Here is a 14,133-nt window from a genome sequence, read left to right as displayed (position 1 = left end):
AGCCGTTGTGCCGCGTGTGCGTAGTAACTGCGCGGCGGGGCATCCTGCAATTGGCGATCCGTCTCGGTGTTCAGATGCTAAAGGTCGAAGCCGAAGACGTGACGCTTGAATCCAGTGTGGCTCCAACACTGCTGAAGATTGTTCGTGCCGTTCTGGAAGGGTCCGCCGCCCCAGTACCACGGACCAAACTCCTCGCCGCACTCAGGCGCCCAAGCGTCGAAGCCGTTGTCGTTTCGAAGCGGAATACGCCATTGCTTTTCGGTGCCTTTCTTCGCGCTGTAGCCCCAGTAAAAGCGGATGACGGGTGAATTGCGATGTTTTATGAGTCTACGACTTCCGGGTTTTTGAGTCGTCGGATCAATGGTTGAATATTCATTGGCCTTGATGTCGTCACGATTTAGCCGCTTGTTGAGTCCTTCGCACAGCGCTATTTCCGCATCGTCATACCACTCTCCCTCCGAATTCACCCCGTGCACAAAGATAACAATCCCCGGCAAATGCGGTGGAATCTCAACCAGCGCCCTCACTTGATAACTCACGGGCGTCATATACGATTCCCAAAACTGTCTTCCAAGATGATCGATCTGCATGGGCACGAGCCACGTGGCAACGTCGTGCTGATAGCGCTTCGGGGGGTGCTTACCCGCGTTCGCCGGGTCCATCGGCGCGGGGCTCGCATTCGGATGATTCGCGTCTTCGTCCATTAAGCCTCTCATTTTTTTGAGAATCGATAAATCCATCCCCAGCGCTAGCCTCTGTAATCTTGAGCGGACTGCGCGTGGAGTTCGTCACGCTGGGCTTTTGGGTATCGCACAAAAGCGCACGCGCAATTCAGCGCGAATCCATAAGTGGTCTGATTTGTGGGGGAGGCTGGCAAGTGGGTTGAAAGTGGCGATGACGCCTTGTACCTTGCGGCCCGTGCCTGTGGAGACTGATGAGCCAGAACGGCTCGGTGGTTATTCGTGAAGATCGCCGATCGGTTCAGATGGTCACTGTGCGGCATATCTGCAAGCGGGGGTGTCACCGTGATTTCAAGGCGTCTAGCGGCGCAGATCGCGCCAACGCCGGTAGAGCGAACGACGCTCACGTTTTTGACGCTGGCCGTGCGTGGCACATCGGCAGAGTACGTGCCGTGACGCGAAGAAGCTGCGAACTGATGCGCGGCGCAACGACTTACGCCGGTTCGTTCGGTGGTCGCACTCACGAGCTTTTCTCTCCCGTTAATAACTTTTTTGTGTTCGGGAGATTAGCTATTTGGCTGGATCTTGCTCAACGAGAAAAATCTGAATTCCTGAAAAATTCCGGCATTTCCGATAGATCCCGTAGTAACGCGCACGACAGAACCGTGCAACGCTACAACAAAAGATTGTCGGCGCTCTACACGAGATCACTCAGAGGTTCTGCGGTCGCTTTCATGACGGGCCAAGCGATCTCCTTTATGGTGCCCAGAGCGTTGGATTTGCCCCGGAAGGGACAAATCCAACAAGCCGGCATCAATACAACCGCCATCTGAGCACGAGCGCATGAAACGGTGTTCGATAGCGACCCCGAGCGCTAGCGTTGTGCTTTTACTTTGCAACGACCACCGGGATCCCCTTCAGGCTCGCAGCGCCCTTCATCTCGTCGAGCGACGCGCGCACCGCCGCGCCCGTCGCCGCCTCGATACGCAATTCCGCCGCCAGATCGCGCTCGCGGCGCTTGACCATCGCGAGGTTCGCGAGTTTCACGTGACCGTAGCCGCGCACGCGCTCATAAAGAGCGGCGAGCGCTTCCACGTCTTTCGCGTTATCGGCGGTGAGCGCGCCGAGCGCACGCGTCATCGTGGTTTCGTAATCGCCGGCGAGCTGGCGCTCCATGCGGCGCTCCAGCGTCTTGCCGAACGGATCGAAGAGACCGCCACGCAGGCCGCGGAACTTCGACATCGTCCCGAGCACCGGCCACAGCCATTGGCCAAACACCTTCTTGCGCGGCACGCCGCCATGCTCCGCCTTCGACAAAGCCGGCGGCGCGAGGTTGAATTTCACCGTGAAATCCTGCCCCGCCGTACCTTCAAACTGCGCTTCGAGCGCCGCGCGGAACGCCGGATCGGCGTGCAGGCGCGCGACTTCGTATTCGTCCTTCACCGCGAGCAGTTTGTAAAACGTCGTCGCGACGGCGCGGGTGATCGCGTCGTTCTTCGACGCCGCCGCCGCATTCACGAGCTTGCGATACCGCTCGACGTACTTCGCGCCGCCGTACTCCGCGAGACGCCGCTCGCGATCGGAGATCAGCGCGGGCAGCGGCATCGCGTTCATTTCGACGCGCGGCACCTGCGCCGTCTTGCGCAACGTGTCGAGCGCGTTCAGGTCGGCGGCGGCGAGGCGACCGATCGCGAACGCCAGCTTGTTCATCGGCACGGCGACGTTGTTCAGCTCGATCGCGCGCATCAGCGCCGCGTGCGACACCGGCACGAGGCCGAGTTGCCACGCGTAGCCGAGCATCAGGATGTTCGCGCCGATCGTGTCGCCGAGAAAACGCGTCGCGAGCGCCTGGGCGTCGCAGGTCTGCATGCGCTCGGCGCCGGCCGCGTGCCGCATCTTGTCGAGGAGCGCGTCGGCGTGGAGGTTCGCGTCCGGGTTTTGCACGAAGCTCGCGTTCGGAATCGCGTGCGTGTTGACGACGATCCGCGTGCGGCCGTGGCGCACCGTCTGCAACGCGTCCGCGCTCGCGCCGACCACCATGTCGCAGGCGAGCAGGATATCGGCCTGTTGCGTGTCGATGCGGACCTGATTCAGCAGCGCGTCGGTCGCGGCGAAGCGCACGAACGACAGCACCGAGCCGCCTTTTTGCGCGAAGCCCATGAAGTCGAGCACGGACGCGCTCTTGCCTTCCAGATGCGCCGCCATGCTGATCAGCGCGCCGACCGTCACGACGCCCGTGCCGCCGACGCCGGTGATCAGAATGTCGTACGGCGCATTATCGAGATGCTGCTTCGGCATGTGCAGCGCATCGACACGCCGCGCGAGTTCTTCCGGATCGAACGCATTGCCTGCCGCTTTCTTCAGCTTCGCGCCTCCGAGCGTGACGAAGCTCGGGCAGAAGCCGTTCACGCACGAGTAATCCTTGTTGCACGAAGACTGGTCGATGCGGCGCTTGCGCCCCAATTCCGTTTCGACCGGCTCGACCGACAGGCAATTCGACTGCACGCCGCAATCGCCGCAGCCTTCGCAGACGGCCTCGTTGATGAAAAGACGCTTGTCCGGGTCGGGAAACTCGCCTTTTTTCCGGCGACGGCGCTTTTCCGCCGCACACGTCTGGTCGTAGATCAGGACGGTGACGCCCGCCGTGTCGCGCAGGCGGCGCTGCACGGCGTCCATTTCGCCGCGGTGATGGAACGTCGTGCCGCGCGGGAACTGGTCTTCGTGACCTTCGTACTTTTCCGGCTCGTCGCTGACCACGACCAGCAGGGCGATGCCTTCCGCCTCGACCTGACGTGCGATCTGCGGCACGGAAATGCTGCCGTCGACCGGCTGGCCGCCCGTCATCGCCACGGCGTCGTTATAGAGAATCTTGTAGGTGATGTTCGCCTTCGCCGCGACCGCCTGGCGGATCGCGAGAATGCCCGAGTGGAAATACGTGCCGTCACCGAGATTCTGGAAGACGTGCGGCGTCTTCGTGAACATCGAGTGCGAGGCCCAATCGACGCCTTCACCGCCCATCTGGATCAGGCCGGTCGTGTCGCGTTCCATCCACGACGCCATGAAGTGGCAGCCGATCCCCGCCTGCGCGACCGAACCTTCCGGCACTTTCGTCGACGTGTTGTGCGGACAGCCCGAGCAGAAGTAGGGCGTGCGCTTCACGGAATCGGCGACGTTCGAGAGAATCTGCGGCGCGACGAGATCGACCACTTTCTCGCGGCGATCCAGCGCGGGCTTGTGGCGCGCGAGCCAGTCGGCGAACACGGGCAGCACGCGCGACGGGCGCAGCTCGCCGAGCGACGACAGCAGCATCGCGCCATCCTGCGCATGCTTGCCAACGATGATCGGCCTTGCGCCGCTCGTGCGGTTGTAGAGGTGATCCTTGATCTGCTGTTCGATGATCGGACCCTTCTCTTCGATCACGAGCACTTCCGACAGCCCTTCGACGAACGTCTCCAGCCGCGTGGTTTCGAGCGGAAACGAGAGGCCGACCTTGTAAATGCGCACGCCCGCCCGATCGAGATCCTCGACGGTAAGATCCAGCCGGCGCAGCGCTTCCATCAAATCGAGATGCGCTTTGCCACACGTCACGATGCCAACGTTCGCCTGCGCGCTCGGCGCAATCCACTTGTCGATGCTGTTCACGCGCGCGAAGTGGCGCACCGCGTCGAGCTTGGCGGCGAGCCGCGCTTCGATCGTGAGGCTCGGCAGGTCGGGCCAGCGGTTGTGCAGGCCGCCCGCCGGCGTGACGAAGTCGTGCGGCGCTTTCCAGGTGGTCTGGATCGCGTCGAGATCGACGGTCGAGCCGGATTCGACCGTCTCGGAAATGGCCTTGTAGCCGACCCACGCGCCCGAAAACCGCGACAGCGCCCAGCCGTAGAGGCCGAATTCGAGCATGTCCGCGATATTCGACGGATTCACGACCGGCATGCTCCAGCCGATCATCGCGTGATCGCTCTGGTGCGGCATCGACGACGACACGCAGCCGTGATCATCGCCCGCCACGACCAGCACGCCGCCGTGCGGCGACGAGCCGTACGCGTTGCCGTGCTTGAGCGCATCACCCGCGCGATCGACGCCCGGGCCCTTGCCGTACCACATCGCGAACACGCCCTCGACGGTCCGCTCGGCATCCGATTCGACGCGCTGCGTGCCAAGCACGGCGGTGCCGCCGAGTTCCTCGTTGATCGCGGGCAAAAAGCGCACGTCGTGCGATGCGAGCAGTTTCTTCGCCTTCCACAATTGCTGATCGACCATGCCGAGCGGCGAGCCGCGATAGCCGCTGACGAAACCCGCCGTGTTGAGATTGGCGGCGCGGTCGGCGACGCGCTGCATCAGGACGAGCCGCACGAGCGCCTGGGTGCCGGTCAGGAAGATGCGGCCGCGCGTGGCGGACAGGTTGTCGGTCAGCTTGTAGTCGGACAGGGCCGGGGTATGGCCGTCGTTAATGGCTTCGAAGGGAACGCGCGCGTTCATGAAGTCTCCGGCTTGAGTTATGTAAGTAGCGTGGGGTGCGCAAGGACTCCATTCTTCGCCGACAAAACCGGAATTTTTTTGCGGACTTCTCGCGGGTATCTCGTTATCGGAAAGGAAATCGTCGCTTTTCGGAGTCGAGGAGAGAGATTCACCCGCGCGGGCGTCGTGTACGCGTTAACCCGCACGTTTAGCGGGGCTTGTTGGGGTAACCTGAACAGCACCCAAACGCCCAAGGACGATCCGCCGATGAAGCTCTACTACTGGCCGAAAACGCGAGCCTTCCGCGCGCTGTGGATGCTGGAGGAACTGCGCGTGCCGTACGACTTCGCGTTCGTGAACATCCGCGCGGGCGATCAGAACGAGCCGGCGTTCTGCCGCGTCAATCCAATGTCGAAGCTGCCCGCGCTCGACGACGACGGCGTGACCGTCGCGGAATCGGGCGCCGTGCTGCTCTATCTCTCCGACAAATTCCCCGACGCGCAGCTCGGGGTACCGCCCGGCGATTCGCTGCGCGGGCGCTTCCTGCAATGGATGTTCTTCACCGGCGCGTGCCTCGAACCCGCGATGGCCGAGCGCATGACGGGCGCGCCGGGCAACACGGTGAGCTTCGGCTGGGGCGATCTGGGTCGCGTCGAGCACGCGATCGAAGGGGCGCTGAAGGAAGGGCCGTGGCTCGTCGGCGAGCGTTTCACCGCCGCCGACATCCTCGTCGCGAGCACGCTGCAGATCGCCTACATGGCGAAGCTGATCGAGCCGGGCGGGGCGCTATCGGATTACGTCGATCGAGCGGTGGCCCGCGACGGGCACGAACGCGCGGCGGCGATCGATCATCGCGAGGCGGAGCGACTTTCACTCAAGCCGCATACGGGGACGGCCAGCGTGCGGCCTTGAGCGGCACGCTGCGTTCGAAGAAATTTCAGGGAAACGCGCGTGGCTTCGGAATACCCGCGCCCGCTTCGATATCGGCGATGGCCTGCTTGTGCGCGAGATCGATCGCGTCGGCGGCCTTCTCCAGACCGCCGTCGCCGCCGACCGTCGTCCACGTCTTGACGGCTTTTTCGTGATGGCGGATTTCGTATTCGGCGTCCCAGCGCGCGCCTTGCAGTTCGAGCGGCCGCACGTGGATCGCATAGACGCCATAGAGAAAGAGCTGTTCCGGCATGATGTCCTCCGATCCAGCCATGAGCGCCCGCGCGACGCGAGCGCCGCCGGCTGTCTGCTTATAGTTCGATTTCCCCGAGAATCCGGTGCGCAAGGGCGCGCGCTTCTTCGAGCGCCTCGGCTTCGTTCTCCGACGACGCATCGACTTCGTAGAGCGTCGCGTCCGTCTCCTCGCCGCCGTCGTCGCGCGCGAGCGAGACGAGACCCTGGTACTGGCCGGAGTCGGTGGCGCGCACGCCGAGCGTCGCGGTGTAGAGACCCTTCGTGTAGATCGTGTCGTCCATGTCCATGATGGCTCCGCGCAGAGGAAATTCATGCTAGCACGCTGATATGCAGCGTGCGTGACATGGACGGATGGACTTCGAACTATGGTTTGAGCAACGCCTCGACTTCTTCCAGCGACGGCGAGTGACCGCCCGGAAACCGGCACGCCGCCGCGCCCGACGCAAGCGCGAAACGCAGGTGCTCGCCCCAGCCGCCTTCGCGCGCCATCAGGCTGTAGAGCAGCCCGCCGATCGAGGCATCGCCCGCGCCGACCGTGTCCGCCACCTGCACCTGCGGCGGCTTCGCGCGAAACACCTCGTCGCCGACATAGAGCGCCGCCTCGCTCGACCCGCGCGTGACGAGCACGCTCGCCTGCGGGTTCATCGCGCGGACCTGCGCGAGCGCGTCCGCCTCGGGGATGCCGCGAAACAGCATGTGCAGGTCCTCGTCCGACACCTTGATCAGATCGGCGAGCGACGCCATGTTGCGCAGGATCGGCTCGTAGCCGGTTTCCATCAGATTGCGGTAGTTCGGATCGAAGCTGATTTTCACGCCGTGCTCGCGCAGTTGCGCGGCGAGCGCGGCGAGCGTCGCGCCGAGCGGCTGGCGCACGAGACTGATGCAGCCGAAATGCGCCCACTTGACCTGTTCCATCCAGCCGGACGGCAGCTTCGACGGATCGAAGGCAAGATCGGCGCCGTTTTCGCCCATGAAGTAATAGGTCGGCGGCTGCGTTTTGTGGACGATCGCGAGCAGCGGCGGACGCTCGACGCGCTGCATGAAACGCATGTCGAGACCGGCCGCGACGCTCGCGTTCCACAAGTCGTCGGAGAAATTGTCGACGCCGAGCGAGCCGGCGCAGGCCGTCGGCAGGCCGAGACGCGCCACCGCTCGCGCGACGTTCCAGCCCGCGCCGCCCGGACGCGAGAGCCACGTCGAAGTGTCGGTGCGGATCATGTCGGTGAGGATGTCGCCGGCCGAGACGAAGGTCGGAAGAGTCTGGGTTTCTGATGCCTTTTCTGATGCCATTTGTCTCACCGTTTGCTTGTGTCCGGCGCGCCGAGAGCGTTCAGCACCTCGTAGCACGCGCCCATCGTGTGGTAATCGGTCTTGCCGGCCGGGCTCTTTTCGTCGCCGTACTTGCGGTTGTCGCACGTCAGGATGCGGAACCACGCGCCGTATTCGTGATCGATGAAGTGCTCCCAGCTATAGCGCCAGAGCTCGTCGTAGCAGTCCCAGAACCGCTCGCGTCCCGTGCGCGCGCCTAGCAGCGCGGCGGCGGCGAAGCTTTCCGCCTGCACCCAGAAGTATTTGTCGTGGTCGCAGATGGTGTCGTCGGGGCCGAAGCCGTAGTAGAGGCCGCCGTGACGGCTGTCCCAGGCGCGGTTGAAGCCGGCGTCGAACAATTCGATGGCGCGCGGCGCAAGCCACGGCAACGCGCGATGGCGTTCGAGAATCAATAGGAGCTTGGCCCACTCCGTCTGATGGCCGGGCTGGAAACCCCACGGACGGAAAATGTTCGTGCTGTCGGATTCGTTGTAATGCCAGTCGAGCGACCAGTCGGGGCGGAAGTGCTCCCAAATCAGCCCGTTCGACAGCTTCGCCTGCCGCAGCGTGATGTTCCCGGCGATCTTTTCCGCGCGATCCAGATAGATGACGTGACCGGTCGCCTCGTAGGCGGCGAGGAGCGCCTCGGTCGCGTGCATGTTGGCGTTCTGCCCTCGATAGTCCGAAAGCTGCCAGTCGGGAGTGGCTTCGTCGGCGTAGAGGCCGGCGTCGGCGTCCCAGAAGCGGCGCTCCAGCAGATGAAACGTCTCGTTGATCATCGGCGTGGCTTCGTCGATGCCCGCCATCGACGCATGCGCGCACGCGAGCAGCACGAACGCGAGGCCGTAGCAGTGGCGCGTGCCGTCGAGCGTGCGTTTCGCGCCGTCGCGCCACTCGATTTCCCAATCATAGCCTTCGAGCGCGGCGTCCCAGTGGGCGTTGCGCAGGAACGCGAACGCGTGGCGGGCGTCGTCCTGGTACGCGGCGTTGCCGAAATGGCGGTAGGCCATCGCGTAATTGAAGACGAAGCGCGTGCTGCTGACGAGGTGGCGCGTCGTGCGGTCGTAGACGCGGCCGTCGTCCTTGAAATAGTGGAAGAAGCCGCCGGACGGGTCGCGCGCGGTGGGTGCGTAGAACGCAAGCGTGTCGCGCACGTGCGAGAGCAGGAAGTCGCGGCTGCGGAAGTCGATGGGCGCGGTGGCCGTGGTGGCGGTGGCGGCGTCCAGTGCGACGGTTGTAGCGGTCGAGTTCATGTCGTGGTCGAGCCGGAGCTCGCGCGAGGGATGAAATTTACCGGCACCAGCGTGTCGGCCGGGTCGAGTGAGTTCAGGTTGTCTTCGAGCAGCAGCTCCACGCCGCGCCGGCCGAGCGCTTCCTTGTCGACCGTCACGGTGGACAGCGGCGGTGTGCTCTGCGCGGCAGCCGGAATATCGTCGAAACCGACGAACGCGATGTCCTCCGGCACCCGCAAGCCGTGCGCGACACAGACGCGCATCGCGGCGAGGGCTGCTGCATCGTTATAGGCGAAAACGGCGTCGGGGAGCGGATTCGATTGCTCCCGCGCCTGCACGATCAGGCGTTCCATGGCGTCGGCGGCGGCCAGGTCAGCGGCGAGGCCGGGCTGCGTGTTGATTTCCAGCATCGGATCGAAGAGCAGTCCCGCCTCGAAATACGCGAGCCGGTAGCCGAGCGCGCGCTGCGAGATGCTGTGATGCGCGAGCGATCCGCCGATGAATGCGACGCGCCGCCGTCCGAGCGCGAACAGATGCCGCATCGCGAGCGACGCGCCCTTGATGTTGTCGATATTGACGGAGCGGAAACCGGGCGCGCGCAGGTCGATGAGGATGGTCGGCCGGTTCAGCGAATGCAGGTGGACGAGCAATTCCGGCTCGACGAAGCCCGCGACAGCGATGGCGTCCGGCGCGTGCAGGCGCATTTGCTGGGCGAGATCCTGTGTCGGACCGGCGGTGAGCACGGACGGCACGAGTCTGCGTTCGCGGCATGCTTCCTCGAAGCCGTTCAGGACGTGCGAGAAAAACGGGCTGACGGAGAAATTGTTGTGCTGCCGGTGCAGGAGAAAGGTGACGCGGCGGATGCGGGTGCGCAGTTGCGCGGAATCGTAGCCGAGCTGCTGCGCGACTTCGACGACACGAACGCGCGTTGCTTCGGACAAGCCTGGCTGGTTTTTCAGCGCTCTCGACACGGTGCCGATCGATACGCTGGCCGCACGCGCGACATCGCGAATGGTGGTGCCCATCTGGTCTCTGTGTCCTGTTTATCGTCCGACGGCGGGTTCGCTTCGTTGCGGCGATTGTATAGTAAAAAATACGCTCAAAAACGAATCATGGACCTAGAGAAAACCAGTAGAGGCTTGTTCTGTATGGGATTTGTCGGTTATACGTTGTTTAGTAAAAAGGTTTAAACAGCTTCCCGCCGATGCACCGACGATGAATCCGACGACCACACGTCGAGGATCATGTCCTCGTCCTGATAGTGCGACAGGCGCGCGAGCGGCAGCTTCACGCTCAGCTCGTCGTGGACAAAGTCGCCGGAGTGCGGCCAGCCTTCGATCGGCTGCCGCCAGTGGCACGCGATCACCGTCCCGCCCGGCGCGAGCGAGTCGGTCAGCCGGTCGGCGAGGCGTGTGAGTTGGCCGTCGTCCAGGTAATAGGCGAGTTCGCTCACCACTAGCAAGTCGAAGCGGCCGTCCGGCCAGTCGTCAGGCACCGAGCGCTGCTCGATCCGCACGTTGCTCAAGTGCGCGACGCGTCGGCGCGCGTGCTCGACGGCGTCGGCGTTCATGTCGGCGGCGAGCAGCGTGTCGCAGCGTGTGGCGAGTTCGGCCGTCAGCTCGCCGGTCGCGCAGCCGGGCTCGTAGGCGTTCGCGTACCGCTCATCGGGGAGCATCGCGAGCGTGAGCGCCCGCTTGCGGCGTTCGTACCAGCGCTCGCGCAGGAGCCAGGGGTCGTCGCTTTGCTGATAGAGGCCGTCAAAGTATTCTTGGGCGTTCGGCTCGCGACTCATATCAAAACCACCTCGTAAGGCCGCGTTAGTCGCGCGAGCACGTGATCCGGCAGGATCGGCGCGCGGCCGGTGGCGGCATCGGGTTCGAGCTGGCTGCGGAACGCCTCGACGGCGTGGAGCTTGCGCGCGTGGGTATCGGTGTCGAGGACGATGCGGCGCGCACGGCTCCACGGCACGCGCGAATCGTCGGGGGATGCCCAGTGCCACGTCCACACCGGAATCTCGACGAACGGCAGGTCGCGCCGCTCCGCCTCCGACGATACCGCCCGCCCGACTGCCTCGTGATCCGGATGACCGTCGTGGCGCCAGGTGCCGAAAACCACATCGCCGGGACGCAGATGTTCGCCGAGCGTTGCCGCTAGTTGCGCTTCGGACCGCTCGACGCTGCCGTCGGGCAGACCGAGCCGCAGCGTCTGGACGTAGCGCATGTGCAGGCGCTGCAAGGCTTCGCGCGTTTCCTGCGGGCGGACGTCGGCCAAGCGCTCTTTCGGCCAGACGGGCGAGCCCGGATGGCTCGCGGTGCCGTCGGTTACGGCGACGATCAGCACCTTGCGCCCCAGCGCCGAGAGTTTCGCAAGCAGGCCGCCGGTGCCGAGCACTTCGTCGTCCGGATGCGGTGCCACGATGACCGCGCGCGCGCCTGCGGGCACGAGCGTCGCGGGATCGACTTCCGGCAGCGTGGAAAGCCGCGCCCAGCTTTGCCAGGTGGCCTCCGACGTGCCGTCGCCGGCGATCACGCGATCTTGGTTGTCGTTCACGATTACAGCTCCCATGATCCGTGTTTCTCGTTCACGATGCGCTCAGCGAGCGCGGCTTCGTCGCGCTCCGCGTGGCTTTGCCGGATAAACACGGGAAGGTCCGCCATCAAATGGGCGAAATGCTCGTTGCGACAGAGCGGCGCGGCGCCGAGCGCGCGCCCTGCGTGGGCAAGGACGTCGGTTGCGGCGCGTTCCACCACGAGCCGCGCGCGCAGCGCCGGTGTGACAGCGTCGGCGCGAGGTTCGCGATCGAAGCGCGCGGCGGTCTCGCGCAGGAAGCTAGCGGCGCTGCCGAGCGCCGTATCGATCGCGCCGAGATGCGCGAGTTTGTGCGGATCGGCGCGCCGGGCGGCGTCGCGTCTGACGAAATCACCGATCGCCGATGCCGCGCCGAGCCAGCATGCCGCAATGCCACCGCCCCCTTGCCAGAAGCCGGGCCGCTCGAGATAGGCGCGTGGGGCGCCGATCTGCACGGCGCGAGCGTTGTCGAAGTGCACGTCGACGCTCGCGCTCGCGCTCATGCCGACCGCGACCCAGCCCTCGCTTGTTACGCGCACGCCCGCCTGACGCAGGTCGACGGCGGCGAGGATAGACTCGTCGCGTTCGTTCCAGGCCGTGACCAGCGCGTGCGTGATGAACGCGGCGCCGGAGCACCACGCCTTCGTGCCGTGCAGCGTGATGCGGTTCTCACCGTTTGAGCCGTCTGCGCTTTTTGCCCCGAGGCGTGCGTTCGGCGGTTCGGCGGCCCAGACGCCCCAGGCGTTGCCTTCGCCGGGCTCGATGCCGTTCAGTTCAGCGAGAATCGCGAGCGCATCCGTGTGGCCTTCGTACAGTTTCACGAGCGCCAGATCGCACGCCGCGACCGCGCCGAGCATCTTCCACCGTTCGAGCGTTGCGCCGCTTCCAGGCTGCGGAATGCGGTCGAAACCCGCGTCGATGAGAGAGCGCAACGCTCCAGCCGTCTCTTCCGCCGAGCCGCGCGCAAAACGCGATTCGCGCAGGAACGCCTGCAAATCGGCTGGCCGGTTCATGACTGCTGGCATGGCGCCCCTCGAAGACTGCGTTCGGTGCGTGTGTTCAACATATTGGTTCTCCCTGTCGGCCCTGCCGTGACTTTGTGCTGGACAAAGTGTGGCAATGCGCATGCCCGGGCGCCAGTCGGCCGGATGGAATACGCCGAACGCACGATTTCTTGCTTTGAGCCTATGTCGGTTGGACGAATCGACAGACCCGGCCGCGCAGATTCAAATAGCAAAAAAGCCGCACGAGGCGGCTTTCAGGGCTTTTGCGGGAGGCAGCAGTGGAATTGCAAACTTCAGCGACGCACCGGTGCGGCCGCGCGCTCGGGCTTGCGCGCTTTCTCGGCGGCCGTGCGCCGCGCGCCCCAACGTTGCGCCAGAACGGCACACACCATCAACTGGATCTGGTGGAACAGCATCAGCGGCAACACTACCGCGCCGACCGTTTGAGAGGCGAAGATGACCTTCGCCATCGGAATGCCGGACGCGAGGCTCTTCTTCGAGCCGCAGAAGATGATCGTGATCTGATCGGCGCGGCTGAAGCCCAAGCGCTTGGCGGCGAACGCCGTCGCAAAAATGGCGAGCGCGAGCAGCACGATATTGACGACGAGCAATCCGCCGAGCGTGGCAAGCGACATCGAATGCCAGATACCTTCGTTGACGGCCTCGCTGAACGCCACGTAGACGACGAGCAAAATCGATCCCTGGTCGACGAATTTCAGCATCGCGCGATTGCGGTCGATCCATTTGCCGATCGCCGGCCGCAGCGCCTGGCCGGCGATGAACGGCACGAGCAGTTGCAGCGTGATATTGCCGACCGTGTGCCAAGGCGAGCCGGTCGTCGCGCCGTGGCTGTGCACCACGAGCCCGACGAGCGCCGGCGTGATGAAGATGCCGAGCAGACTCGACGCCGACGCGCTGCACACGGCGGCGGGCACGTTGCCCTTCGCCATCGAGGTGAACGCGATCGACGATTGCACCGTGGAAGGCAGCGTGCAGAGGAACAGGATGCCCATGTAGAGCTCGGGCGTGACGAGCGGCGTCAGGATCGGCTTGAGCGCGAGGCCGAGGAGCGGGAACATTGCGAACGTGCTGAGCAGCACGACAATATGCAGCCGCCAATGCGTGGCGCCCGAGACGATCGCCTCGCGCGAGAGTTTCGCGCCGTGCAGAAAAAACAGCAGGCCAATGGCGAAATTCGTCAGCCAGTTGAAGGCGACCGCGACCGTGCCCCGGCACGGCAGAAGACTCGCGACGATGACGGTGCCCACGAGGGCAAGCGTGAAGTTATCGGGGAGAAGTTTTGGGCGCGCCATCAAAATCTCGCACTCGAATGTGCATAGGGGTTGCGAAAAAACCGGGCGTTGCTTGCACGCCGTCGATCCAGCACGGTCGTGCAAAACGTCAAGTCAGGAAAACCAGTATTTTCGCTGCTTTGTTATTTAACGCGCAAATATCATTTAAGTGGTCGATTAATGTAATTCCGGTATGGACTCCGGGTCGGGAGAAGCCGAACACGCCACGTTCGAGCCCGCGCGAAAATGGTCATCTCATCACACGATTCAGCGTTTCCACGCATGCCTGAAACGCCAAAAAACCGTGTAGTAACATGGTGTTACAACCATTGAGCAGGTCTAACACTTTTTGGCTCGACTACGGCCTCGCGGGGCCATAAATTGTCGATACACCGGTTGCCGGGTGTGCCCA

At 64.1% G+C, this 14,133-nt stretch carries 13 protein-coding genes; 2 read left to right on the top strand and 11 right to left on the bottom strand.

Annotated features, from left to right (window positions below; translation table 11 throughout):
- Positions 1 to 77: 77 nt before the first annotated feature.
- Positions 78 to 704, bottom strand: coding sequence for a T6SS effector phospholipase Tle3 domain-containing protein (locus AWB67_RS41475; RefSeq protein ID WP_200822296.1), 627 nt, complete (start codon positions 702 to 704; stop codon positions 78 to 80).
- Positions 705 to 934: 230 nt separating this feature from the next.
- Between AWB67_RS41475 and AWB67_RS39655 the strand changes: the two genes are divergently transcribed.
- Complete coding sequence (locus AWB67_RS39655) at positions 935 to 1,513, top strand: hypothetical protein (RefSeq protein ID WP_125477650.1); 579 nt, start codon at positions 935 to 937, stop codon at positions 1,511 to 1,513.
- A 55-nt stretch (positions 1,514 to 1,568) separates the two neighbouring features.
- On the opposite strand, the gene AWB67_RS23970 is transcribed toward AWB67_RS39655, so the two are convergent.
- Positions 1,569 to 5,153 (bottom strand): indolepyruvate ferredoxin oxidoreductase family protein, encoded by a 3,585-nt coding sequence (locus tag AWB67_RS23970; protein ID WP_087658707.1) that lies wholly within the window; start codon positions 5,151 to 5,153, stop codon positions 1,569 to 1,571.
- A 246-nt stretch (positions 5,154 to 5,399) separates the two neighbouring features.
- Between AWB67_RS23970 and AWB67_RS23965 the strand changes: the two genes are divergently transcribed.
- Positions 5,400 to 6,044: a glutathione S-transferase family protein gene (locus tag AWB67_RS23965; RefSeq protein WP_087658706.1), complete on the top strand. Its 645-nt coding sequence runs from the start codon at positions 5,400 to 5,402 to the stop codon at positions 6,042 to 6,044.
- A 25-nt stretch (positions 6,045 to 6,069) separates the two neighbouring features.
- On the opposite strand, the gene AWB67_RS23960 is transcribed toward AWB67_RS23965, so the two are convergent.
- The 9 genes from AWB67_RS23960 to AWB67_RS23920 all read right to left on the bottom strand — a co-directional run bounded on the left by AWB67_RS23960 (position 6,070) and on the right by AWB67_RS23920 (position 13,742).
- On the bottom strand, positions 6,070 to 6,315 hold the full coding sequence (locus tag AWB67_RS23960; protein WP_087658715.1) for a hypothetical protein: 246 nt from the start codon (positions 6,313 to 6,315) through the stop codon (positions 6,070 to 6,072).
- Positions 6,316 to 6,373: 58 nt separating this feature from the next.
- On the bottom strand, positions 6,374 to 6,604 hold the full coding sequence (locus AWB67_RS23955; RefSeq protein WP_200822295.1) for a hypothetical protein: 231 nt from the start codon (positions 6,602 to 6,604) through the stop codon (positions 6,374 to 6,376).
- Between the two features lie 76 nt (positions 6,605 to 6,680).
- Positions 6,681 to 7,607: a carbohydrate kinase family protein gene (locus AWB67_RS23950; protein ID WP_087658705.1), complete on the bottom strand. Its 927-nt coding sequence runs from the start codon at positions 7,605 to 7,607 to the stop codon at positions 6,681 to 6,683.
- A 5-nt stretch (positions 7,608 to 7,612) separates the two neighbouring features.
- On the bottom strand, positions 7,613 to 8,878 hold the full coding sequence (locus tag AWB67_RS23945; RefSeq protein WP_087658704.1) for an AGE family epimerase/isomerase: 1,266 nt from the start codon (positions 8,876 to 8,878) through the stop codon (positions 7,613 to 7,615).
- A complete protein-coding gene (locus tag AWB67_RS23940) occupies positions 8,875 to 9,882 on the bottom strand; it encodes a LacI family DNA-binding transcriptional regulator (RefSeq protein ID WP_087658703.1) in 1,008 nt (335 codons plus the stop codon). The genes AWB67_RS23945 and AWB67_RS23940 overlap by 4 nt, the downstream gene beginning before the upstream one ends.
- Positions 9,883 to 10,043: 161 nt before the next feature.
- Positions 10,044 to 10,649: a class I SAM-dependent DNA methyltransferase gene (locus tag AWB67_RS23935; RefSeq protein ID WP_087658702.1), complete on the bottom strand. Its 606-nt coding sequence runs from the start codon at positions 10,647 to 10,649 to the stop codon at positions 10,044 to 10,046.
- Entirely contained in the window at positions 10,646 to 11,407 is a 762-nt protein-coding gene (locus AWB67_RS23930; protein WP_235025281.1) for a PIG-L deacetylase family protein, read from the bottom strand. The genes AWB67_RS23935 and AWB67_RS23930 overlap by 4 nt, the downstream gene beginning before the upstream one ends.
- A gap of 2 nt (positions 11,408 to 11,409) precedes the next feature.
- Complete coding sequence (locus AWB67_RS23925; protein WP_087658700.1) at positions 11,410 to 12,450, bottom strand: acyl-CoA dehydrogenase family protein; 1,041 nt, start codon at positions 12,448 to 12,450, stop codon at positions 11,410 to 11,412.
- 272 nt (positions 12,451 to 12,722) lie between these two features.
- Positions 12,723 to 13,742, bottom strand: coding sequence for a bile acid:sodium symporter family protein (locus AWB67_RS23920; RefSeq protein ID WP_087658699.1), 1,020 nt, complete (start codon positions 13,740 to 13,742; stop codon positions 12,723 to 12,725).
- Positions 13,743 to 14,133: the final 391 nt, after the last annotated feature.

It is taken from the genome of Caballeronia terrestris (assembly GCF_001544515.1).
In the GTDB taxonomy this organism is placed as follows: domain Bacteria; phylum Pseudomonadota; class Gammaproteobacteria; order Burkholderiales; family Burkholderiaceae; genus Caballeronia; species Caballeronia terrestris.
This window is presented reverse-complemented; position numbering and strand designations above follow the sequence as displayed.

What these genes read in the sequence shown, in the direction of transcription:
- AWB67_RS41475 (WP_200822296.1), bottom strand. Translation starts at nt 704, where the DNA reads ATGGACGAAGACGCGAATCATCCGAATGCGAGCCCCGCGCCGATGGAC.
- AWB67_RS39655 (WP_125477650.1), top strand. Translation starts at nt 935, where the DNA reads ATGAGCCAGAACGGCTCGGTGGTTATTCGTGAAGATCGCCGATCGGTT.
- AWB67_RS23970 (WP_087658707.1), bottom strand. Translation starts at nt 5,153, where the DNA reads ATGAACGCGCGCGTTCCCTTCGAAGCCATTAACGACGGCCATACCCCG.
- AWB67_RS23965 (WP_087658706.1), top strand. Translation starts at nt 5,400, where the DNA reads ATGAAGCTCTACTACTGGCCGAAAACGCGAGCCTTCCGCGCGCTGTGG.
- AWB67_RS23960 (WP_087658715.1), bottom strand. Translation starts at nt 6,315, where the DNA reads ATGCCGGAACAGCTCTTTCTCTATGGCGTCTATGCGATCCACGTGCGG.
- AWB67_RS23955 (WP_200822295.1), bottom strand. Translation starts at nt 6,604, where the DNA reads ATGGACATGGACGACACGATCTACACGAAGGGTCTCTACACCGCGACG.
- AWB67_RS23950 (WP_087658705.1), bottom strand. Translation starts at nt 7,607, where the DNA reads ATGGCATCAGAAAAGGCATCAGAAACCCAGACTCTTCCGACCTTCGTC.
- AWB67_RS23945 (WP_087658704.1), bottom strand. Translation starts at nt 8,878, where the DNA reads ATGAACTCGACCGCTACAACCGTCGCACTGGACGCCGCCACCGCCACC.
- AWB67_RS23940 (WP_087658703.1), bottom strand. Translation starts at nt 9,882, where the DNA reads ATGGGCACCACCATTCGCGATGTCGCGCGTGCGGCCAGCGTATCGATC.
- AWB67_RS23935 (WP_087658702.1), bottom strand. Translation starts at nt 10,649, where the DNA reads ATGAGTCGCGAGCCGAACGCCCAAGAATACTTTGACGGCCTCTATCAG.
- AWB67_RS23925 (WP_087658700.1), bottom strand. Translation starts at nt 12,450, where the DNA reads ATGCCAGCAGTCATGAACCGGCCAGCCGATTTGCAGGCGTTCCTGCGC.
- AWB67_RS23920 (WP_087658699.1), bottom strand. Translation starts at nt 13,742, where the DNA reads ATGGCGCGCCCAAAACTTCTCCCCGATAACTTCACGCTTGCCCTCGTG.